Origin of the sequence: Enemella dayhoffiae, from assembly GCF_002250625.1 — a bacterium.
In the GTDB taxonomy this organism is placed as follows: domain Bacteria; phylum Actinomycetota; class Actinomycetes; order Propionibacteriales; family Propionibacteriaceae; genus Enemella; species Enemella dayhoffiae.
Window position 1 is genome coordinate 1 of sequence record NZ_NMVQ01000006.1, and the last position, 21414, is coordinate 21414.

Consider the following 21414-nt stretch of genomic DNA (forward strand, 5'->3'; position numbering starts at 1 on the left):
CACCAGCAACACCGAACGTGCCGCCGCACTTGCCCCTTGGCTCGAGCACTACAACACTGAACGATGCCACAGCGCACTCGGAGGCAAACCACCGATCAGCCGGCTACCAACCTGATGGCCGGGTACAGCTAGCGCCCGTTTGATCGAGGCGTCGTCGGCATAGGTGGTCAGCACCAGGATCCGGGTCGTCGGATGCCGCTGCAGGATCTGCTGGGTGGCGGCCACTCCGTCCACCCGGGGCATCCGCAGATCCATCAGCACCACGTCGGGGGTCGTCTGGTGCACCAGGCGTACCGCCTCCGCACCGTCGCCGGCCTGGCCGACCACCTCGATCCCGGGGGTCAGCGAGAGCACCGCCACGATGCCCTCCCGCACCAACGCCTGGTCGTCGGCCACCACAACACGCATCATGCCTCCAGCGGTAGGGAGCAGGTCACCGTGAACTCATCATCGGGGGTACGCCCGGCACTCAGCCGCCCGCCCAGGGCCCGGCAGCGCTCGCCGATCCCGCGCAGCCCCTGGCCCAGGCCCCCGGCATAACCGCGCTCGGGACCGAGCGGGTTGGTCGCCGAGATGGTCAGCGAACCGGTGGACCAGGACACCTCCAGGTCCACCGGCTGATCCGGGGCGTGCTTGCGGGCGTTGGTGAGCAGTTCCTGCACCACCCGGCGGGCTGCCTGGTCGGCCTGCTCGGGCAGGGATCGCGGCGCGCCCGTGACCTCCAACTGCACGGTCCCGCCGGAGTCCCGGTGCACCCGGACCAGCTCGGCCATTGACTCGCCGAATCCGGTCGGCGCGCGCAACGCCGCCACGGCCCTCCGCGACTCGGCCAGCCCGTCGGCGGTCAGCCTGCGAGCACTGGAGATCTTGTCCTCGGCCTGCTCCCAGCGGCCGCTGCGCGACGACCAGCGCGGCGGTCGCCCGATTCATCGCCACCATGACCAGGATCAACCCGAACAGGGAGGTCAACTGGTCGCCGACCAGTTGGTGGGCGAGCAGCGTTTCGCCCGCACGGACGGCGATCAGGCCGACCCACAGGCCGCGCCGCCACGGGATTCGGTGACCCCATCCGGCCTGGTCCGGATCGCGGTCAGCCGACCCATCACCACCCCGAAGGCGACCCCGGTGGCGAGTTCGACGCCGATCCCGGCCCAGGCAAGCAGGGGGAGCGTTCCAACGGCCAGCATGCCCTGGGCGGTCGCCGCGATCCCCAACCCGGCGAGGATCATCGGGAGCCGGAACTGACCGAATCCGGTACGCCGCCAGGTGAGCTGGCGGTAACAGATCAGGGCGACCACGGCCAGGATCAGAAGCAGGTAGTACAGCGAGGTGACGGTGAGCATTTCGAGTCCTTTCTCGGTTCGACACCATCAGCCTCCCGCCGCGACCCGGACACCCTGAACCGCCCGCGGGTGGAGTTCTGGGTGGAGATCGGGCCGACGCTGCTCGGTCAGGGGTGGGTCGGGCTTCCCCAGGACCCGAGGCCGTCCGCCGCTTGTCGGGCAACCCTCGTAGAGTGGTCGGCAGGACAGCAGCGAGGGGGTAGGCGGTGAGTCGGTGGAGGAAACTCCGGGGTGCAGACGATCGGTCGTCACGGGGCTCGGCTGGGCGGGCTGAGTCGGTGCCGCCGTCCTTCGAGCTCTTCGAGACGTGGCTGGAGGACATGGACGCCAAACTGACGGGGTTCAGGATGGCCGGTCTGCCGCAGGAGTGGTCGGCGAAGCACTACACGCGCGACGCGTTGGTGGAGTTGCAGGACGTGGTGCGCGACTGGTTGACGAGCCCCGAACAGGTGACCGATGGCAGCGAGGTCGGCTTCGTCGACGGGGCGATCCGATATGTGGGCGAGACGTTGATCCGGCAGATCGGGGGGCGATGGATCTTCCGGGGTCGTCCGTACCTGGTGCTCGACGTGCCGGGGGTGTCGGAGGATGACCCGATCGACGTGCGGGGGGTGCTGGAGAACGTGGTGCGGCACCCCGACTCGGACGCCCTGGTGACGTTGCACGACATGCATCGAGCGGCGGTGCCGGGGGCGGGTGCGCAGATTTCCGCGGCCTCGACCCGGCGGCGACGCGAGGTGGATCCCGCCTCGCGTCTTGGGCAGTGGCTGGCGACGATGGAGGCGGGGATCGAGGCGTGGCGGTCCGGCCCGGCCGCTCCGGCTGAGCGGTGGGATGGGAGCGTGGCATCCTTGGAGCTGTTGGGCCCATGGGTGCTGGAGGCGTTCGGGACCACCGACCCGGACACGCTCCACGACGGCATACCGCCGGACGAGGCGTTCCTCGGGGCCTGCCGCTACCTCGGTGAGACCCTGAGGCGGCACGGGGGCGGGGAGTGGGTCTACCCCGAGGGTGCCGCCGACCGCTACGACCCCTATGCCGGCCGCCCCTACCTCATGCGGGACGACCCCGAGAACGGCGAGTTGGACGGCGAGGTGTCGGTAACGGTGACCGTGGGCGGGGTGGTGCGAAAGCAGGACCCCACGCCCGTGGTCCGTCAGGTGCAGCGGTACCTGCGCAACGCACGCCCCGGGCAGTGATCCGCGGGGCGGCGGTCGCGCGCGTCCGTCACGGCCTCTCCGCCGCCTGACGATTTCGTTTCCTCGAGGCCGATGGGGTACGCTTGCACGGTTGTTCAGGACTGAGCCCTTGGATCAACACCGCCAGCGAAGCTGGACCGGTGCCGTAGGGGACCTTTCCTGAGCGATCGACACATGTCCGTCCCACCAGGCCCGGATGTCGTTCAACGCTCTTCAGGCAATCCGGCTTGTCGTGCGCTGTGCGCCGACCGGGAACCGGTGCGACAAACAGGAGAAATAGATGATCCAGCAGGAGTCGCGACTCAAGGTCGCCGACAACACGGGTGCCAAGGAGATCCTCTGCATCCGCGTTCTCGGTGGCTCGGGTCGACGTTACGCCGGCATTGGGGACACCATCGTCGCCACTGTCAAGGACGCGATCCCCGGCGGCAACGTCAAGAAGGGTGACGTCGTCAAGGCGGTCGTCGTCCGCACCGTGAAGGAGCGCCGTCGCGCCGACGGTTCCTACATCAAGTTCGACGAGAACGCCGCCGTCATCCTCAGGGCCGACGGCGAGCCGCGCGGAACCCGCATCTTCGGCCCGGTCGGCCGTGAGCTGCGCGAGAAGAAGTTCATGCGCATCGTCTCGCTGGCCCCGGAGGTGATCTGAGATGGCAGGGAATCTGCACGTGAAGAAGGGTGACCGCGTCAAGGTCATCACCGGCAAGGACAAGGGCACCGTCGGCGAGATCATCGCCGTCGACGTCGAGCGCAACCGCGTCATCGTCCAGGGCGTGAACATCGTCAAGCGCCACGTCCGCGAGACCCCGACCGCCACCGGCAAGACCGAGGGCGGGATCATCAGCCGCGAGGCCCCGATCCACGCCTCCAACGTCCAGCTGGTGGTCAAGGACGGCGGCAAGGAGGTCGTCACCCGTGTCGGCTTCAAGCGCGAGGAAGTGACCAAGCGCCGTCCCGACGGCACCGAGTACAAGGCCTTCCGCAGCGTTCGCATCGCGCGGCGCACGGGGGAGGAGATCTGAGATGACTGAGACCGCAACCGCTACCCGCGAGATGCCGCGGCTGCAGCAGCGCTACCGCAGCGAGATCAAGCCGGCGCTGCTCGAGCAGTTCAAGTATGCCAACGTGATGCAGGTCCCCGGCCTGGTCAAGATCGTGGTGAACATGGGTGTCGGCGACGCCGCCCGTGACTCCAAGGTCATCGACGGGGCGATCAAGGACCTCACCGCGATCACCGGCCAGAAGCCGTCGGTCACCAAGGCCCGCAAGTCCATCGCCCAGTTCAAGCTGCGCGAGGGTCAGGCCATTGGCTGCCACGTCACCCTGCGGGGCGACCGGATGTGGGAGTTCGCCGACCGGCTGCTCAGCCTGGCGCTGCCGCGGATCCGCGACTTCCGCGGCCTGAACCAGTGGCAGTTCGACGGCCAGGGCAACTACACCTTCGGCCTCACCGAGCAGGTCATGTTCCACGAGATCGACCAGGACCGGATCGACCGCGTCCGGGGCATGGACATCACCTTCGTGACCACCGCCACCAACGACGACGAGGGGCGGGCCCTGCTGAAGCAGCTCGGGTTCCCGTTCAACGACAACCCGAAGCCGGCCAGGGCCAAGGCCAAGGGCCCGGCCTACCAGCGCAGGAAGAAGTGAGTGACCCATGGCCAAGACAGCACTGAAGGTCAAGCAGTCCCGCAAGCCCAAGTTCGGCGTCCGGGCGTACACCCGTTGCCAGCGTTGCGGCCGGCCCAAGGCCGTGTTCCGCAAGTTCGGCCTCTGCCGTGTGTGCCTGCGTGAGCTCGCCCACCGCGGTGAGCTGCCCGGCGTGACCAAGTCGTCCTGGTGACCGACCCGACCTACTCCTGAATCAACTCGACCCGCAGCAGGTCCCCAGCGGAAACCGTTGCGAGAAAGAGGCCGCAAGCCATGACCATGACTGACCCGATCGCAGACATGCTGACGCGTCTGCGCAACGCCAACCAGGCGTACCACGACGAGACCTCGATGCCGCACTCCAAGATCAAGGTGGGCATCGCCGAAATCCTCAAGTCCGAGGGCTACATCTCCGACTTCGAGGTCGCCGACCCCAACGAGGGCGAAGTGGGCCGCACCCTGAAGATCACCCTGAAGTACGGGCAGAACCGTGAGCGCTCGATCGCCGGCGTACGCCGCATCAGCAAGCCGGGTCTGCGCGTGTACGCCAAGTCGAACGCCCTGCCCAAGGTCCTCGGTGGCCTGGGCATCGCGATCATTTCGACCTCGCAGGGTCTGCTGACCGACCGAGATGCCAATTCCAAGAGCGTGGGTGGGGAAGTCCTCGCCTACGTCTGGTGACGACTGAAGACGAGAGGAGAGACACATGTCCCGCATTGGCAGGCTGCCGATCGCGATCCCGTCCGGTGTCGATGTCACCCTTGACGGTCAGCTGGTGGAGGTGAAGGGTCCCAAGGGCACCCTGAACCACACCGTCCCGCAGCCCATCACCATCACCCGCAACGACGACGGCCAGATCGAGGTCGCTCGCCCCAACGACGAGCGCGAGTCGCGTTCGCTGCACGGCCTGACCCGGACCCTGGTGTCCAACATGGTCACCGGCGTGACCCAGGGCTACGAGAAGAAGCTCGAGATCGTCGGCGTCGGTTACCGCGTGATCAGCAAGGGCCCACAGCAGCTCGAGTTCAACCTCGGCTTTTCCCACCCGGTCGTGGTGAACGCTCCCGAGGGGATCTCGTTCACCGTCGAGGGCCCGACCAAGTTCACCGTCCTGGGGATCGACAAGCAGGCCGTGGGCGAGGTCGCCGCAAACATCCGCAAGATCCGCAAGCCCGAGCCCTACAAGGGCAAGGGTGTGCGTTACGCCGGCGAGCAGGTACGCCGCAAGGTCGGAAAGGCTGGTAAGTGACCATGGGCATCTCGTTGTCCAACAACAAGGGCATGTCGGCCAAGGCTGCCTCGCGGACCCGTCGCCAGGTGCGCGGCCGCAAGAAGGTCTTCGGCGCCACCGAGCGTCCCCGACTGGTCGTGTCCCGTTCGGCGAAGCACGTCTTCGCGCAGGTGATCGACGACACCGTCGGCAAGACCCTGGTCTCCGCCTCCACCATGGAGGCCGACCTGCGTGGGGCCGAGTCCGACAAGTCGGAGAAGGCCAAGAAGGTCGGCGGGCTGCTCGCGGAGCGGGCCAGGGCCGCCGGCATCGAACGCGTGGTCTTCGACCGCGCTGGCAACAAGTATCACGGTCGCATCGCGGCGCTGGCTGACGGCGCTCGCGAAGGCGGCCTGGACTTCTGAGAACGACGGAAGACAAGGAGAAAGCGATGAGCCAGACTGCTACCCAGTCCTCCCAGCGCGGGGGACAGCGGGGCGAGCGTCGCGGCCGTGACGACCGTCGTGGTGGCCAGCAGCGCGAAGAGAAGAGCATGTACCTGGAGCGCGTGGTTGCGATCAACCGCGTCGCCAAGGTCGTGAAGGGTGGTCGACGCTTCAGCTTCACCGCCCTGGTCGTCGTCGGTGACGGCGAAGGCATGGTCGGTGTGGGCTACGGCAAGGCCAAGGAGGTGCCCGCGGCGATCGCCAAGGGTGTCGAGGAGGCAAAGAAGCACTTCTTCACCGTGCCGCGGATCCAGGGCACCATCCCGCACCCGGTCCAGGGTGAGAAGGCGGCCGGCGTGGTCATGCTGCGCCCGGCCTCCCCGGGTACCGGTGTGATCGCCGGCGGCTCCTGCCGCGCGGTGCTGGAGTGCGCGGGCATCCACGACGTGCTGGCCAAGTCCCTGGGCTCGGCCAACGCGATCAACGTGGTGCACGCCACGGTGGCCGCCCTGCAGATGCTGGAGCAGCCCGAGGAGGTGGCCCGTCGGCGCAGCAAGCCGGTCGAGGACGTCGCCCCGGCCGCCCTGCTGAAGGCCGCCAAGGCCAAGCCCGAGGCCGAGGGGGGTGCGCACTGATGGCACGTCTCAAGGTCACCCAGACCCGCTCCGAGATCGGCTGCAAGCAGAACCAGCGCGACACCCTGCGTACCATCGGGTTGAAGCGCATCGGGGACGTCGCCGTCAAGGAGGACCGTCCCGAGATCCGTGGGATGCTGAACACCGTGACCCACCTGATCCGTGTCGAGGAGGTCGACTGACATGGCACTGAAGGTCCATCACCTTCGCCCCGCCCCGGGCGCCAAGACCGCCAAGACCCGCGTGGGTCGCGGCGAGGGCTCCAAGGGCAAGACCGCCGGCCGTGGCACCAAGGGCACCGGCGCACGCAAGAACACCCCCGAGAACTTCGAGGGTGGTCAGATGCCGCTGCACATGCGGGTGCCGAAGCTGCGCGGCTTCAAGAACCCGTTCCGGGTCGAGTACCAGACCGTCAACGTCGCCAAGCTCGGGGACCTGTTCCCCGAGGGCGGCACCGTCGAGGTCGCTGACCTGGTCGCCAAGGGCGCGGTGCGCGCCGGCCACCCGGTCAAGGTGCTCGGCAACGGCGAGCTCTCCGTCGCGGTCAAGGTGACCGCCGACAAGTTCTCGGCCAGCGCCAAGGAGAAGATCGAGAAGGCGGGCGGCTCGGCCACCGAGCTCTGAGCCCGACCTGACCTGTACGCCGCGAGGGCGGCCCCGGACTCTCCGGGGCCGCCCTCGCGGCGTTTGATCTGCCACGTAGTCGGACCGGCAGTGTCGGATTCCCGGCCTCGCGGAACCCAGTCCCACTGGGCTTGCGAAGCGCGGTTTTCGGAGACTGCCGGTCCGGTCACGAGCGGCCGACGTCAGCGGGCGTTCATCGCGCGCCCCCCGGAGCCGGTGGTGCTCGCGCCTGTGGGCGAGGTGGCTGTGGGGCTGGAGGACATCGTCTTCGAGGAAGTGGGGAGTTGGAAGTCCACGAAGGCCGGCACGTGGTCGGAGGCCGTGGCGCTGCTGATGATGGACCCAGACGTCGGGGTTGCGCCGCGGGCGAAGAGGTGATCGATCTGCGCCGTGCCGCAGGTACCGCGGTTCTCGCCCAGCGCCGGCAGCGAGTCGGTGAAACCTGCCTTCTTCAGTGGGGACATCGTGCCCTTCTCGCTGGCTGTGGCGTTGAAATCTCCGGCCGCGATGGCCGGGCCGTTCGTGCTGCCCAGCATCAAGGCCAGGGAGGTCGCCTGACGCCCGCGGAGCGCGGCGTGCTCATCGCCGACCGTCAGGTGGGTGGAAGCGACAGTGACGCTCTGTCCGCCGGGTGTGGTGATGGTGGCCACCGCGGCGCCGCGCGGCTCCTCATCCGCGGGCACCGGGAGCGCACGGTTCTGGCAACTGGTGATCGGGTGGGCCGAGATCACCGCGTTGCCCATCCTGCCGCCCTGGTGCGGGGTTGCCGGTCCCTTGCAGGCGTAGGACCACCCCAGACGCGCGAGCAGTTCGTCGGTCTGGACGTGATCGCAGCTGCGGTCGACCCCATAGTCGACCTCCTGCAGCGCGGCGACCCGGGCGTCGGTCGACTTGATCACCTTGGCGATCTGCGACATCGCCCCCGCACACCCCTTGCCGGCCTCACGCCCGATCTGGCCCTGTTTGATGTTGTAGGTGAGTACCCGCAATGAGGCGTCGGAGCCGCTCCCTGGCGACTGGGTCGGCGTGGCCTGCGGGCTGGATGTGGTGCCCGCCGATGCCGCCGCTGCTCCTTTGGTGCTGGCCAGCCGGACTCCGGCCTGGGCGTCGAGACTCGCTCCGCCGACGGCGACGGTGGCCAGGACGCCGGTGACGACAAGGGTTCGTTTCGTGGACTTCCTCATGCCCGGCGACGTTAGGTCGGCGGGGGAGCGTACGCCGAACCTCGGCCGGTGGAAGGTTCCCCGATCGGAGTGAAGTTTTCAGGTATCGCCACTCTGCTTGGTAGGCTGCCACGGTTGCCAGCAGGTGATCGTGCCTCGGCATGCCCACGATCGATCAACAGGAAGAGGGCTCGGTGCTTTCCGCCTTCGCCAACGCGTTCAAGACGCCGGATCTTCGCCGGAAGATGCTGTTCACGCTGCTGATTCTGGTGGTCTTCCGGATCGGCTCCACAGTCCCGGTGCCGTACGTGAACGTGCAGCAGGTCGACGTCTGCCGCAAGGCGGCCGAGACCGGCGCCCAGGCCGGGTTGTACTCGCTGATCAACCTGTTCTCCGGTGGTGCGCTGCTGCAGCTGGCCATCTTCGCGCTGGGCATCATGCCCTACATCACCGCCAGCATCATCCTGCAGCTGCTCACCGTCGTGGTGCCCCGGCTCGAGGCGTTGAAGAAGGAGGGCGCCTCGGGACAGAACAAGATCACCCAGTACACCCGCTATCTCACCTTGGTCCTGGCGATCCTCAACTCCACCGCCTTCGTCACCCTGGCCGCCAACGACCGGCTGTTCCCCGGCTGTTCCGGAGTGGTACGCCTTAGCCCGGACTTCTCGATGTCCCCGGTCGCCGAGGACTACGTGATCCTGGCCATGATGGTGCTCATCATGACCGCCGGCACCGGGCTGGTGATGTGGCTCGGCGAGCTGATCACCGAGCGCGGCATCGGCAACGGCATGTCGCTGCTGATCTTCACCCAGATCGCCGCCACCTTCCCGACCGCCATGTGGGGGATCAAGCAGGCCAAGGGCTGGGTGCCGTTCATCCTGGTCATGGTGGTCGGCCTGCTGGTGATGGCCGGCGTCATCTTCATGGAGCTCGGCCAGCGCCGGATCCCGGTGCAGTACGCCAAACGGATGGTCGGGCGCCGGATGTTCGGCGGCACCACCACCTACATCCCGTTGAAGGTCAACCAGGCTGGCGTGATCCCGGTCATCTTCGCCTCCTCCATGCTCTACATCCCGACGCTCTATTCGCAGTTCCGGCCCGAGGATCCGGCCTCGCAGTGGATCGCCGCCAACTTCGTCAAGGGCGATCACCCGATCTACATGGCGGTCTTCTTCCTGCTGATCGTCGGCTTCACCTACTTCTACGTCGCGATCACCTTCGACCCGGTCGAGGTCGCCGACAACATGAAGAAGTACGGCGGCTTCATCCCCGGCATCCGCGCCGGCAAACCCACCGAGAAATACCTGGGCTTCGTGCTGTCGCGGCTGACCCTGCCCGGCTCGCTCTATCTGGGCCTGATCTCGCTGCTGCCGTCGATCGCGTTCATCCTGTTCCAGGCCAACCAGAACTTCCCCTTCGGCGGAACCTCGCTGCTGATCATCGTCGGGGTCGGCCTCGACACCGTGAAGCAGATCGAGTCGAAGCTCCAGCAGCGCAACTACGAGGGATTCCTCAGGTAAGGAAGGACCGTCAATGAGACTGCTCATCATGGGCCCGCCCGGTGCGGGCAAGGGCACCCAGGCCAGGGGGGTCGCCGAGGCGTACTCCATCCCGGCCATCTCCACCGGCGACATCTTCCGGGGGATCTCGAAGGCCGATGAGGCGACCGCCTCCGAGCTGGCGCTGCAGGTCAAGGAGATCATGAGCTCCGGCGGCTACGTGTCGGATGAGATCACCAACAGGATCGTCGCCGAGCGGCTGGCCGAGCCGGACGCCGCAAACGGCTTCCTGCTCGACGGCTACCCGCGTACCCAGGGCCAGGTGACCGCGCTGGACGAGATCCTCGCCAAGGATGGGCACAGCCTGGACGCGGTGATCTCGCTGGAGGCCGACCAGGAGCAGCTCGTCGAGCGCCTGCTGAAGCGCGCCAAGGTCGACGGGCGTGACGACGACAACGAGGAGACCATCCGCAAGCGTCAGCAGGTCTACGTCGAGCAGACCGCCGACCTGCTGCAGACCTATGCCGAGCGGGGACTGCTGGTCACCGTCGACGGGCTGGGCAGCATCGACGAGGTGTCCGAACGGATCACCGACGCGCTCGAGGCGCACCTCAACAGCGAGTGATCTTCGCCAGCCGCGGAATCGAGCTGAAGACCCCGGAGCAGCTGAAGCTGATGCGCCGGGCCGGGCTGGTCGTCGCCCGCGCGCTGTCGGCGACCTGTTCCGAGGTACGCCCCGGCATCACCACCGGTGAGCTGGACGCCCTCGCCGCCGGGGTGATCGAGTCCGCCGGCGCGATCCCCTCCTTCCTCGGCTATGGCGCCGACGCCGACGGCTCGGGCGGCTTTCCCGGGGTGGTCTGCATCTCGGTGAACGAGGAGGTCGTGCACGGCATCCCCGGCCAGCGGGTGCTGCACCCCGGCGACGTGGTCTCGATCGACTGCGGAGCCATCGTCGACGGCTGGCACGGCGACTCGGCCCGCACGATCCTCGTCGGCGAGGCGAACCCGGAGCACCAGCGGCTCAGCGAGGTCACCCGGCAGGCGCTGTGGCGGGGGATCGCGGCCGCCCGGCTGGGGGGCCGGGTCAGCGACATCGGTGCCGCGATCGACGACCACGTCGAGGACCAGCCCGAGGGCTTCGGCATCGTCACCGAATATGTCGGCCACGGCATCGGCTCGGCCATGCACCAGCCGCCGGACGTCCCCAACTATCGCCACCACGGCCGCAGCCCCCGGATCGTCCCGGGGATGGCGCTGGCCATCGAGCCCATGCTCACCCTCGGTGACCCGGACAGCGACACGCTCGGCGACGGGTGGACCGTGGTCACCCGCGACGGTCAGGTCGCCGCGCACTGGGAGCACACCATCACCGTCACCCGGCAGGGGTTGTGGGTGCTCACCGCCGAGGACGGCGGCGAGCAGCTGCTGGGTGAGCTCGGTGTGCCGTTCGGCCCCCTCTCCGACTGATTTTCCGTACGCCCCAGCGGGCGCCCTCGGCGCCCGTCGGCGGCGTACCTTAATCCCGTCGTCACTGGCGAACACCCTGGGTCAGGACTGGGCACTTGCCCGGGGCGCCCAAGGGTGCCGAAATGCCTTGTGACGCCCTGAAGACGATCGAGCCAGAACCGTTATACAAGTTCCATTGACGGGGGGTGGCCCGAACGTGTCGACTCGGATGACGGCCCTCGACGTGGAGGGTCTGGGACCGGGGAGGGACTCCAACATGAAGACTTTTGCTGCTCGATTGCGCCGAGGACTGGCCGTGCCGGTGATGGCCGGCGTCCTGTTGCTCAGCGCGTGCGGCGGAGGCAGCCTCGGCGGCGGCACCAGCGGCGGCGGCAGCTCCTCAGGCCCGGTGAAGATCGGCCTGTCGGTGCCGAAGTCGGGTGTGTACGCCTCGCTGGGCAAGGACATGGAGCAGGGCTTCAAGCTCTATCTGAAGCAGCACGGCAACAAGCTCGGCGGCAAGGACGTCCAGCTCATCGAGACCGACGAGGGCTCCGGCCCGCAGACCGGCGTACCCGCGACCGAGAAGCTGATCACCCAGGACCAGGTCTCGGCCGTGGTCGGCATCGTGAACTCCGCGACCGCCGCCGGCCTGAAGAAGACCTTCGTCGAGTCCAAGGTGCCGCTCGTGGTCGCCAACGCCGGCTCGGACAGCCTGACCACCCCCGTCTCCGACTACATCTGGCGGGCCAGCTTCACCAACGGTGACACCGCCCGGGCGTACGGCAAGAAGGCCAAGCAGGATCTGGGCGACGGCTCGGTCTATCTGATGGCCGCCGACTATGCCGCCGGCAAGGAGCACCTGGCCGGCTTCAAGGAGGTGTTCACCAAGGAGGGCGGCAAGATCGCCGGTGAGGACTACACCCCCTTCGGCACCACGACCGACTGGCAGCCCTACCTGAACAAGGTGCGCGCCTCCGGCGCCAAGGCCGTGTTCGTTTTCTACGCCGGTGCCGAGGCCGTGAACTTCGTCAAGCAGTACAAGCAGTTCATGGGCAACGACGGCATCAAGCTGATCTCCACCGGTGACCTCACGGAGGGTTCGGTGTTGGAGGCCCAGGGTGCCGCGGCCGACGGGCTGGAGACCTCGCTCCACTACTCCGACCAGATCGATACCCCCAAGAACAAGGAGTTCGTCAAGGCCTACGGCGAGGCCTACGGGGGCGCCGTCCCGACCTCCTACTCGGTCCAGGCCTACGACTCCGCGGCCGCGCTGGACAAGGCGCTGGCCAAGGCCGAGGGCACCTCGGGCGAGGCGATCGGCAAGGCGCTCGGCGGGATCGGCGAGATCGACAGCCCACGCGGCAGCTGGAAGTTCGACTCCAAGCACGATCCGGACCAGACGTACTACCTGCGCAAGGTGGTCATGAAGGACGGCAAGTACGTCAACTCCGTGACCGGCTCGGTCAAGCTCTCCTGACGGCGATGGACCTGATCTCCGGCTATGCCGTGACCGCGGTGAACGGCCTCGCGCTCGGCGCGGTGCTGTTCATCGTGGCCATCGGCCTGTCCCTGGTGTTCGGCACCATGGACGTGCTCAACCTCGCGCACGGCTCGGTGTCGCTGATCGGCGCCTACGTCGGCGTGGCGCTGCTGTCCGGACGCCCCAGCGGGCCGATGTCGCTCGTGGCCATCCTGGTCGCGGCGGTGATCGGCCTGCTGGCCGGCATCCTGCTGGCGGTGCTCACCCAGTCGCTCACCGACCACCTCAGGCAGGCGATGCTCACCCTGGGCGTGTCGATGATCGTCGCCGACGTGCTGCACATCGTCTTCGGAGCCGACGTGAAGTCGGTCCCGCCGCCGCCCTTCCTGGACGGCGAGGTGACCATCCTCGGGGCGCCCTACCCGGTCTATCGGCTGGTGATGGTGCTGATCGGCCTGGGCGTCGGCGTGGTGCTGTGGGTGCTGCTGGAGAAGACCCGGATCGGTGCGGTGATCCGCGCGACCGTGGCCGACCGGGCCATGGTCGAGGCGATCGGCATCCGCACCCGGCTGGTGCTGGCCGGGGTGTTCGGCGGCGGCGCGGCACTGGCGGCGGTCGGCGGCCTGATCGCCGCCCCGCTGCTGGGCGCCCAGCCCGGCAACGACGACCTGGTGCTGTTGTACGCCCTGGTGATCGTCGTGATCGGCGGCCTCGGTTCCTTCAAGGGGGCCGCGGTCGGTGCGCTGCTGGTCGGTCAGGTGCAGACCGTGGGCGTGTCGCTGCTGGCCAGCTATGCCTCCTTCCTGATGTTCGCGGTGATGGCGCTGGTGCTGCTGCTCAAGCCGGCCGGTCTGCTGCCCAACAAGCACGGAGGAGGACACTGATGGCCACCGCAACCACGGCCCCCGACACGCAACGTCGGCGGCGACCGGTGTGGCTCGGACCAGTGCTCCTGCTGGTCGGCCTCATCGTGCTGATCTCGGTGCCGTTCTGGCTGGCCCCCTATCCGGTGCAGGTGCTCTCCAAGATCCTCTGCTTCGCGCTGGTCGTGGTCAGTGTGGACCTGCTCACCGGCTACACCGGGCTGCCCACCCTGGGGCAGGTCGCCTACTTCGGGGCCGGGGCGTACACCGCCGGATTGGTCGGCATCCACCTCACCACCAACGTGTTCATCCAGCTGATCGCCGGCACTCTGGTGGCGGCGGTGATGGCCCTGGTCACCGGGGCGGTGGCCGTGCGCACCACCGGCTTCGTGTTCCTGATGGTCACCCTGGCCATCACCGAACTGGCGCACAAGCAGGCGGACGCCGCCAAGGACCTGACCGGCGGCTCCAACGGCCTCTCGGGAATCCCAGCGTTCACCTTCCTCCCCGGCGGCGACCCGATCCGGCTGCCCGGTCTGGTCTATTTCTGGGTGCTGGTCGTGTTCCTGATCGGGATCGGCCTGTCGGTGCTGCTGGTGCGTTCCCCGATGGGTCGCTCGATGCGCGGTGTACGCGACGGTGAGGGCCGGATGCGGGCGATCGGTCGGCGCACCTATGTGGTGAAGCTGGTCGCGTTCACCTTCGCCGGGTCGCTGGCCGGGATGGCCGGCACCGCCTGGACCGCACAGACCCGCTTCGTCTCACCGGGCGACATGGCGTTCTCGTTGTCCGCGATCGCGCTGCTGGCGGCGATCCTCGGCGGTCAGGGCACCATCTGGGGTCCGATCATCGGGGCGGCGATCGTGATGTTCGTCCGCGACTACATCGGCCCGATGGCCGACGGGCGTACCTATCTGATCCTCGGTCTGCTCTTCGTGATCGCGGTCTTCGCGCTGCCCAGGGGGATCGCCGGGCTGGTGCGACGGCGTACGCCTGCCCCCAAGGTCGCCGGAGAGGGGGACCCGACATGAGCCAGCCGCTGCTCGAGCTCGAGGGCATCAGCCTGCACTACGGCTCGCTGAAGGCCGTCGACGACGTGACGCTGTCGGTCCCGGCCGGGGCCCGGCACGCGCTGATCGGGCCCAACGGTGCCGGAAAGTCGACGCTGTTCTCGGTGATCGGCGGCGCCCAGAAGGCGACCGCGGGCCGGATCACCTTCAACGGCGAGGACATCACCCACCACAACGAGTCCACCCGCGCCCGCTCCGGTCTGGTCCGCACCTTCCAGCATTCGGCGCTGTTCCTCGGGATGAGCGTGCTGGACAACGTGGCCCTGGCGGTGGAGGGGGTGCACGGTACGCCGTGGCGGTTCTTCCCCAGCCGGGGCGGCGACCGGCGGATCCGGGAGCGGACGCTGGAGGTGCTCTCCCGGGTCGGCCTGGCCGACCGGGCCAACGAGTACGCCGGCAACCTCTCCCACGGTGAGCGGCGCCAGCTCGAGGTCGGGCTGGTGCTCGCCTGCGACCCGACGATGGTGCTCTTCGACGAGCCGGCGGCCGGCATGTCCGCGGCCGAGACGCACCGGTTCATGGAACTGATCGAATCGCTGCCGGCGGAGGTCACGGTGCTGATCGTCGAGCACGACCTCGACCTGGTCTTTCGGCTCGCGAAGTCGGTCAGCGTGCTGGCCGCCGGCCGGCTGATCGCCCACGGCACCCCGTCCGAGGTCCGGGAGAACGAGGACGTCAAGGTGGCCTATCTCGGTGAGCGCGAGGGCGCGGAGCCGCTGTTCTTCTCTGGAGGCGACCATGTTGCTTGAGGTCGAGGACCTGGTCGCGGGCTATGACGGCTCGCGGGTGCTCAACGGGGTGAGCCTGTCGGTGGACGCCGGTGAATCGGTGGCCATCCTGGGCCGCAACGGCGTCGGCAAGACCACCCTGATCGAGTCGATCATGGGGCTGGTCCGGCCGAGCTCGGGCAAGGTGCTGGTCAACGGCACCGACCTGGCCCGCAGGCTGCCGCACGCGATGGCGCGGGCCGGGGTGTGCATCGTGCCGCAGGGGCGTCGGGTGTTCTCCTCGCTGACGGTGGAGGAGCACCTGGAGATCTCCGCCCGCAAGGGGGAGTGGACCCCGAAGTCGGTGATGGAGCTGATGCCGCGGCTGGCCGAGCGCCGCAACAACCTCGGCTCGCAGCTCTCCGGCGGTGAGCAGGAGATGCTGGCGATCGGCCGCGCGCTGGTCGGCAACCCACGCCTGCTGCTGCTCGACGAGCCCTCCGACGGCCTGGCCCCGGCCGTGGTCAGCCAGGTCGGCGAGGTGCTCGGCCAACTGACCCGCACCGGCGTCGCCGTGCTGCTCGTCGAACAGGACCTCCGCCTGGCCTTCAACGTCGCCGAACGCGTGCTGGTGATGCAGAAGGGCGAGATCGTGTACGCCGGTTCGGTCCAGGAGTTCCGCTCCGACGGCGACCGCGCCCACACCCTCCTCGGCGTCGGCTGACCGGGCGTACCTTGCTCGTCTCGCGCGCAGCGCGCTGGTGCGAGCCGATCTGGAGAATCGGCGAGCGTCGGCAAGCGCGTCCCCGCAATGCAGGCCCATCAAGGAGAAATCCCGCGTCGCAAATCGTGCCCGAATCGGGGCCGTCGCGTGGATTTCGACGACTGGGCCGAAGAGCGGGGTCATAGCGCGGGCGCGAGCCGATAAAATAGGGGAGTGAGCAATCTGCCGATCTCCTCCAAGTACCGCAGCACTCCCAACGAGCCGGTGTCCGAGCAGGAGCGCTCGCAGCTGTCCACGCAGTTGAACCAGGCGTTCACCGAAGGGCGGATCGACCAGGAGACCTACGACTCCCTGCTCGATGAGATCTTCTCCGCCCAGCGGCTCGGCGACCTGGCCAACGCCGTCGAGGTGCTCGGCAAGCCCCCGACGCACAACGCCCCGGCGATCGTCCAGCAGACCCCCAGCGGCCGCCCCGGCGAGTTGGCCGAGGCCCGCGGCCCGAGCACGAAGCTGACCCTGGCCCTCGTCGGCGGGGTGGTCGGCGCGATGGCACTGCTGGCGATCCTGCTCGTGCTGCTCCTGCTCTGACCACGCGGTCGTCCACGCGTCGACCTGGCGTTCCGCACGGCCGAACCGCCCTGCGGGCAAACGTGGCTACTTGGTAGTATTCGACCGTGCCCAAGGACCTGATCACCGCACAGAAGATCCATGATCATGTGCAGCGACTGCAGGACCTGCACCCGCCGGTCCGGCTGGAGTCCGTCGACCGCGAGGTACGCCGACCCGTAGTCGTCCGGGAACGCTACGGCCACGTGATCAAATATCTCGCCCGGGTCGAGCTCGAGGTCGACCGCAACGTGCTGGAACTGCTCACCCTGCTGCCGCACACCCGCGAGCTGGACCGCTTCTTCTACGAGGACGTCTGGCAGCCGCAGGAGATTCAGCACGGCCTGATCATCGACCAGCTCGGCCAGGACATCGGCCTCGAACCCTCCGAGCCCGAGCTCGAGCTGGAGCTGTCGATGAAGCTCCTCGGCGCCATCTCGCACCTGCCGGTGATCGGCGAGGTCACCCGCTTCCTGTACTACCTGACCGGGGCCAGTACCGAGCGGCAGGCCGTCCTGGCGTACAACACCCTGAACAAGGCGATGCTCGACCTGGGCGAGGACGCCATCGCCAAGACGGTGATCGCACCGATCAAGCAGCAGGAGCCCGGGCACTTCGCCTTCTATCAGATGAGCTCCACCGAGATGGTGCAGTCCGGCCGGCTCAGGCAGTGGCAGCTGTGGCTGGCCCGCCAGCTCCGCTCGCTCTCCTACGGGCTGGTCGGCACCAACGGCCAGAAGCGCTACACCGCCGACATGGGCGGGGTGATGGAGCGGCTCGGCATCACCCGCGACCTGGAGGGGTACGCCCGGGAGATCGGTCGGCTCGAGGCGCGCCTGCTCTGGGCCGACCAGCAGGGGCTGGATTTCCCGCCGTACGTGCTGCGCGCGCTGCGGGAGAGCCTGGATCTGCACCGGCAGCGGGAACAGGCCATCGCCGCCTGAGGGCGCAGTTGTGTTGCGACAGGGCCCGGTCGCGGTGGTCGCATCCACTGACACCCGGTGCCATGATGGGGCGGTGAAATCTCGGTCCGGTGGCGCCACCCGCGTGGGCGTACTCGTCGTAGGCCGAGACTTCCCCCGCTGGTTGTCCGAGCTGTTGGGGCTGTGCTTCGTCGCCCTCGGCTGCGTGTACGCCGCCCACCAGGGCTGGTTCGAGGAGTTCACCTCGCCGCCGTTCCCGCAGTGGCAGGGCATGCAGGCGATCGCCGAGCGGCTGCTGCACGACAGGACCGTCTTCGCCTTCGGGTACGCGTTCTCGCCGGTCAAGGCGCTGCTGTCGATCCCGCTGCTGGTGGTCCCGCCCGAGATCACCGGCTTCGTGATGGCGTTCATCACCGGCCTCGCCCTGTGGCTGCTGGTCCGCCGCCTGGGCCTGGCGCCGTGGGCCAGCGGGCTGATCACCGGGTTCCTGCTGACCCTGAACATCTTCCGGATCACCATCAGCTACGGCGACGTGATGCCGGCGCTGGCGATGCTGCTCTTCCTCGGTTGGATCCGCGAGTTCGAACGCGACCGCTCCTGCTGGTGGTTCGCCGCGCTGGCCGGAATCGGGGCTGCCATCCACCCGGTGCTGCTGGTCTTCCCCGCGGTGCTGGTGCTCGCCCGGCGCTGGCGTACCGCCGTGATCGCCGTGGGCACCTGGCTGCTGCTCACCCTGATCGCCGCCGCGATGGCCCCCCGGGACACCCTCCGGTTCTGGACCATCATCTATTTCCGTCGCTTCTATCGCGGCAACTGGGCGAGCAACGAGCAGCCGCTGATCAGCCTGCTGCACCCCTTCGGCCTGCCGGGTCTGCTGCTGATCGCGCTGGTCGCGGTGTTCGCGGCCGGGGGAGTGGTGGCCGCTGCCCTCGCGCTGCGACGGGGCCGCTGGTGGACCGCCCTGTGCTGCACCGTCGCGGCGGCCGCCCCGGTGCTCACCTTTCCGACCGAGCAGGTGCTGCTGTTCCCGCTGATCGTGCTGGCGTTCCAGCGCGGCCAGCGGCTGTTCGGGCGCACGCTCAGCATGACGATCTGGCTGATCGCGATCGTCGCCCCCGCCTTCCTGCTCGCCCGCCCGCTGCTGCCCACCTCCAAGGAGGCCAGCATGCTGCAGAGCCTGCTCGGGCTTCTGCTGATGGCGACCCTGGCGCTGTGGGGACTGCACCACCTGGTGCTCGAACTGCGCGCCCGCCGCGGTCCGGTTCCGGCGGAGGGGCGCACCTTCACCGTCTGGTGGACCCGCTTGGTGATGTTCGGTCTGCCGCTGGCGATCGTGATCTGGCTGACCGGAACCTTCTTCTTCGAACCCGACCCCAGCCGACCGGGCTCCCGGTTGATCCCCTGGTACGGCTACATGCCCGACTTCATGGTCTATTATCGCGCGGCCCGGGCGCTGGTGCACGGCAACAGCATCTACGAGATCCAGATCATCGACGGCAAGCCCGCCTGGCCGTTCCTCTACCCACCGTTCGCGGCGCTGCTGGCGCTCCCGGCGGCGTACGCCCTGGTGCTCAGCAAGGCCGCCTTCACTGCAGCCAAGGTGTGGGCGCTGAGCCACCTGCTGCACCGCTCCGGGCTGCACGGCTGGCGCGCCCCGATGGTGCTGGCCGCGGGACTGCTGCTGTTCAGCGTGCTCTCCAACGACATCCAGATGGGCAACATCCAGGGCCTGATGGTGGCGCTGATCTTCCTCGACCTGGCCCCCGGTTCCGGACTGCTGCGCCGGATCATCCCGTTCCGCCGGCTGGGGTTGGCCAGGCTGGATCGGGATCGGATCCTGCCCACCGGCGTGATCACCGGCATCCTGGCTGCGATCAAGATCATCCCGCTGCTCTTCGTCGTCTATCTGGTGCTGACCAAGCGCTTCCGGGCCGCCATCACCGCGCTGATCACAACGGCCGCCTGCACCCTGATCGGGCTGATCGTGCTGCCCGGTCAGACCTGGACCTTCACCACCATGCTGCTGGAGGGGCGGATCAATGAGAAGGTCGTCGGGCCGCTGGTCCACTACGTCTCCCTGGTCAGCGCGCTGCAGCGGTTCCTGGGCTATGACGACACCCTGAAGACCGTGCTCACGGCGCTGTCGATGATGGTCGGCCTGCTCGCGGTGTGGGGGGCGGTGCGCTGGCACCGGGCCGGGCAGGAGTGGTTGGCGCTGAGCCTGATCGGGATCGCCACGATCTTCTTCTCCCCGCTCGCCTGGAACTACTACTACACCTGGCTGGTCCCGCTGCTGATCGTCTTCGGCAGCCAGCTCGCGGGCCTCGGTACGCCCGGGGTGGACCGTCGCGCCGAATCCTTCTCGCCGCGGCTGCGCTTCGGGGACGACCTGATGCTGATCTTCGGGCTGGCGCTGGTCTTCTGCGCCGTCCAGTTCCAGCTGCACGTGCCCGGCGGAGACGGCGGCGAGGGGGAGTGGGTCACCTGGCAGCGACTGATCGCCGGCGGGATGCCGTTCCTCACCACGATCGCCGTGCTGGCGGCCTGGTGGACCGGCCGACAGGCGGTGCGCCTGGTGAACGGCGTACGCCCGGAGGTCGCCGGGTCCGCGGACGGGTCGACCGCAGACGCCGAGGGGGCGGAGTCGGAGTCGGAGCCGGCAACCGGTGCCACCGGACGTCCGCGGACGACCGGCTCCGCGACCTCCTGACCCGACCGACCGCGCTGCTAGGCGATCGATCGCGCCACCCCGCTGAACGGTTACTTCTTCGACTTCGACGAACACCCCGACGTGCTGCGGCGCTATCGGAGCCTGCGGGAACGACCCCAGGTGCGGCTCCCGAACCCCAATGCGACGTCTGGCCGGCGACCGCCCGAGCAGCTCGACGACGGCGTGCTCGCGCAACTGCAGACGGTCTTCGACGAGGCGGCGGCTCTGGACGATCGAGAGGACCACCTCGGGGCGCTGCGGGTGTGGGAGCGGGTGTGGGACCTGCTTCCCGAGCCGACTCGGGAGTGGGCGTGGTCCGCGACCATCTACGGCGGCATCGGCGAGTCCCTCTCCTGGCTCGGTGACCACGCGATGGCTGAACTGGCCTTCCGGTTCGCGCTGCGGTGCCCGGGCGGTGAGCAGCCGGTGACCCTGGCCAGGATCGCCCAGTGCGTGGAGCGGCGGGGCGACGACGAGACCGCCGCCCGGTTCTGGGAGAGGGCAGAGGCCGCTCAGTCGGGCATCACCGAACTGGCCCGCCAGGAGGACTGAGCGATTCAGCCGGGAATCTCCACCTCGTGGATCGCATATCGCCCAAACTGAGGGTAACCCTCCGGTGAGAACCGCACCCCCTCCGGATACTGCTTGGCCAACTCGGGATACTCGTCGGCCAGCGGGAACTCCTTGCCCGCGTGCTTGGAGTTGATCGGGGGCCGCCCCTCTTCGCCGCGGCTTCGCCAGCCTCCTTGCCGCCCCTCTTCGTCCCCTGTTCTGCGGCCTCCTTGGCCCCCTTCGTGGCGCCGGCCCCCGCGACGTCATCGACCGAGCGCAGCAGCGGATCCAGCAACGGCTTCACGAACCCTTTGAGCGCGGTTCCTTTATCCAGGGACGGTCTCCTCGAACGGAGGGGTGGCCAGGGTGAGTGCCCAGAAATGGTCCCAGCTGCCGGCGAGCGGCGTCAGCACCCCGAGGGCGTCCGGTCCCAGCTCATCGGCGACTTTGCAGATCGGCCCCTCCGACCTCAGCCAACCAACGCAGGTAGTCCTCGGGCAGGGCCGCCCCCGCCGCCTGGGTCAGGGCCGCCACGTGCTGTGGGGAACTCGGCCCGGC

General features: G+C 68.4%; 27 protein-coding genes and 1 pseudogene. 24 read left to right on the forward strand and 4 right to left on the reverse strand.

The features are described 5' to 3' along the window. The coding region (locus CGZ93_RS19285; protein WP_141211006.1) for an integrase core domain-containing protein at positions 1-115 on the forward strand (115 nt) is incomplete at its 5' end. Positions 116-135: 20 nt separating this feature from the next. Here the strand turns inward: CGZ93_RS19285 and CGZ93_RS19290 are convergent. The 3 genes and pseudogenes from CGZ93_RS19290 to CGZ93_RS05050 form a co-directional block, all read right to left on the reverse strand. Further along, positions 136-411 (reverse strand): annotated as a pseudogene (locus CGZ93_RS19290) (response regulator); the annotation flags it as partial. Continuing rightward, positions 408-812 carry a sensor histidine kinase gene (locus tag CGZ93_RS05045; RefSeq protein WP_094363070.1) on the reverse strand — a complete coding sequence of 135 codons (405 nt, stop codon included), beginning with the start codon at positions 810-812 and terminating at the stop codon, positions 408-410. The pseudogene CGZ93_RS19290 and the gene CGZ93_RS05045, both read right to left, overlap by 4 nt. Before the next feature lie 210 nt (positions 813-1022). Further along, the gene (locus tag CGZ93_RS05050; protein ID WP_094363071.1) at positions 1023-1343 is read right to left on the reverse strand and encodes a hypothetical protein; all 321 of its coding nucleotides are present in this window, start codon (positions 1341-1343) and stop codon (positions 1023-1025) included. A gap of 278 nt (positions 1344-1621) precedes the next feature. Between CGZ93_RS05050 and CGZ93_RS05055 the strand changes: the two genes are divergently transcribed. The 11 genes from CGZ93_RS05055 to rplO all read left to right on the forward strand — a co-directional run bounded on the left by CGZ93_RS05055 (position 1622) and on the right by rplO (position 7107). Next, on the forward strand, positions 1622-2542 hold the full coding sequence (locus tag CGZ93_RS05055; RefSeq protein ID WP_094363072.1) for a hypothetical protein: 921 nt from the start codon (positions 1622-1624) through the stop codon (positions 2540-2542). 280 nt (positions 2543-2822) lie between these two features. Continuing rightward, positions 2823-3191 (forward strand): 50S ribosomal protein L14, encoded by a 369-nt coding sequence (gene rplN / locus CGZ93_RS05060; RefSeq protein ID WP_094363073.1) that lies wholly within the window; start codon positions 2823-2825, stop codon positions 3189-3191. 1 nt (position 3192) lies between these two features. After that, positions 3193-3564 carry a 50S ribosomal protein L24 gene (gene rplX / locus CGZ93_RS05065; RefSeq protein ID WP_094363074.1) on the forward strand — a complete coding sequence of 124 codons (372 nt, stop codon included), beginning with the start codon at positions 3193-3195 and terminating at the stop codon, positions 3562-3564. 1 nt (position 3565) lies between these two features. Further along, positions 3566-4192 (forward strand): 50S ribosomal protein L5, encoded by a 627-nt coding sequence (rplE, locus tag CGZ93_RS05070; protein WP_094363075.1) that lies wholly within the window; start codon positions 3566-3568, stop codon positions 4190-4192. A 7-nt stretch (positions 4193-4199) separates the two neighbouring features. After that, the gene (locus tag CGZ93_RS05075; protein WP_094359742.1) at positions 4200-4385 is read left to right on the forward strand and encodes a type Z 30S ribosomal protein S14; all 186 of its coding nucleotides are present in this window, start codon (positions 4200-4202) and stop codon (positions 4383-4385) included. A gap of 80 nt (positions 4386-4465) precedes the next feature. Continuing rightward, a complete protein-coding gene (gene rpsH, locus CGZ93_RS05080) occupies positions 4466-4873 on the forward strand; it encodes a 30S ribosomal protein S8 (protein WP_094363076.1) in 408 nt (135 codons plus the stop codon). Positions 4874-4898: 25 nt separating this feature from the next. Further along, complete coding sequence (gene rplF, locus CGZ93_RS05085) at positions 4899-5441, forward strand: 50S ribosomal protein L6 (RefSeq protein ID WP_094363077.1); 543 nt, start codon at positions 4899-4901, stop codon at positions 5439-5441. Between the two features lie 2 nt (positions 5442-5443). Beyond that, the gene (rplR, locus tag CGZ93_RS05090; RefSeq protein ID WP_094363078.1) at positions 5444-5827 is read left to right on the forward strand and encodes a 50S ribosomal protein L18; all 384 of its coding nucleotides are present in this window, start codon (positions 5444-5446) and stop codon (positions 5825-5827) included. A 26-nt stretch (positions 5828-5853) separates the two neighbouring features. Next, positions 5854-6483 carry a 30S ribosomal protein S5 gene (gene rpsE / locus CGZ93_RS05095; RefSeq protein WP_094363079.1) on the forward strand — a complete coding sequence of 210 codons (630 nt, stop codon included), beginning with the start codon at positions 5854-5856 and terminating at the stop codon, positions 6481-6483. Beyond that, a complete protein-coding gene (gene rpmD / locus CGZ93_RS05100; protein ID WP_094363080.1) occupies positions 6483-6665 on the forward strand; it encodes a 50S ribosomal protein L30 in 183 nt (60 codons plus the stop codon). Before rpsE ends, rpmD begins: the two co-directional genes overlap by 1 nt. A 1-nt stretch (position 6666) precedes the next feature. After that, entirely contained in the window at positions 6667-7107 is a 441-nt protein-coding gene (rplO, locus tag CGZ93_RS05105; RefSeq protein ID WP_094363081.1) for a 50S ribosomal protein L15, read from the forward strand. Between the two features lie 182 nt (positions 7108-7289). On the opposite strand, the gene CGZ93_RS05110 is transcribed toward rplO, so the two are convergent. Next, positions 7290-8291, reverse strand: coding sequence for an endonuclease/exonuclease/phosphatase family protein (locus CGZ93_RS05110; RefSeq protein ID WP_094363082.1), 1002 nt, complete (start codon positions 8289-8291; stop codon positions 7290-7292). A gap of 173 nt (positions 8292-8464) precedes the next feature. Between CGZ93_RS05110 and secY the strand changes: the two genes are divergently transcribed. The 12 genes from secY to CGZ93_RS05170 all read left to right on the forward strand — a co-directional run bounded on the left by secY (position 8465) and on the right by CGZ93_RS05170 (position 20856). After that, positions 8465-9790 (forward strand): preprotein translocase subunit SecY, encoded by a 1326-nt coding sequence (secY, locus tag CGZ93_RS05115; RefSeq protein WP_094363177.1) that lies wholly within the window; start codon positions 8465-8467, stop codon positions 9788-9790. A gap of 13 nt (positions 9791-9803) precedes the next feature. Next, on the forward strand, positions 9804-10394 hold the full coding sequence (locus tag CGZ93_RS05120) for an adenylate kinase (protein ID WP_094363083.1): 591 nt from the start codon (positions 9804-9806) through the stop codon (positions 10392-10394). Further along, the gene (gene map, locus CGZ93_RS05125) at positions 10394-11239 is read left to right on the forward strand and encodes a type I methionyl aminopeptidase (RefSeq protein ID WP_407643928.1); all 846 of its coding nucleotides are present in this window, start codon (positions 10394-10396) and stop codon (positions 11237-11239) included. The genes CGZ93_RS05120 and map overlap by 1 nt, the downstream gene beginning before the upstream one ends. Before the next feature lie 256 nt (positions 11240-11495). Continuing rightward, positions 11496-12698: an ABC transporter substrate-binding protein gene (locus tag CGZ93_RS05130; protein WP_171194967.1), complete on the forward strand. Its 1203-nt coding sequence runs from the start codon at positions 11496-11498 to the stop codon at positions 12696-12698. 5 nt (positions 12699-12703) lie between these two features. After that, positions 12704-13585 (forward strand): branched-chain amino acid ABC transporter permease, encoded by an 882-nt coding sequence (locus tag CGZ93_RS05135; protein ID WP_094363086.1) that lies wholly within the window; start codon positions 12704-12706, stop codon positions 13583-13585. Next, a complete protein-coding gene (locus tag CGZ93_RS05140) occupies positions 13585-14595 on the forward strand; it encodes a branched-chain amino acid ABC transporter permease (RefSeq protein WP_094363087.1) in 1011 nt (336 codons plus the stop codon). The genes CGZ93_RS05135 and CGZ93_RS05140 overlap by 1 nt, the downstream gene beginning before the upstream one ends. Further along, a complete protein-coding gene (locus tag CGZ93_RS05145) occupies positions 14592-15383 on the forward strand; it encodes an ABC transporter ATP-binding protein (protein WP_094363088.1) in 792 nt (263 codons plus the stop codon). The genes CGZ93_RS05140 and CGZ93_RS05145 overlap by 4 nt, the downstream gene beginning before the upstream one ends. After that, positions 15373-16065, forward strand: coding sequence for an ABC transporter ATP-binding protein (locus CGZ93_RS05150; RefSeq protein WP_212753100.1), 693 nt, complete (start codon positions 15373-15375; stop codon positions 16063-16065). The genes CGZ93_RS05145 and CGZ93_RS05150 overlap by 11 nt, the downstream gene beginning before the upstream one ends. Positions 16066-16278: 213 nt before the next feature. Next, a complete protein-coding gene (locus CGZ93_RS05155; RefSeq protein WP_094363089.1) occupies positions 16279-16653 on the forward strand; it encodes a DUF1707 SHOCT-like domain-containing protein in 375 nt (124 codons plus the stop codon). A gap of 86 nt (positions 16654-16739) precedes the next feature. Then, entirely contained in the window at positions 16740-17615 is an 876-nt protein-coding gene (locus tag CGZ93_RS05160; protein ID WP_094363090.1) for a GTP-binding protein LepA, read from the forward strand. A gap of 73 nt (positions 17616-17688) precedes the next feature. Next, positions 17689-20304 carry a glycosyltransferase family 87 protein gene (locus CGZ93_RS05165; protein ID WP_141211085.1) on the forward strand — a complete coding sequence of 872 codons (2616 nt, stop codon included), beginning with the start codon at positions 17689-17691 and terminating at the stop codon, positions 20302-20304. Between the two features lie 120 nt (positions 20305-20424). Then, positions 20425-20856 carry a hypothetical protein gene (locus tag CGZ93_RS05170; RefSeq protein WP_141211086.1) on the forward strand — a complete coding sequence of 144 codons (432 nt, stop codon included), beginning with the start codon at positions 20425-20427 and terminating at the stop codon, positions 20854-20856. Positions 20857-21414 lie beyond the last annotated feature (558 nt).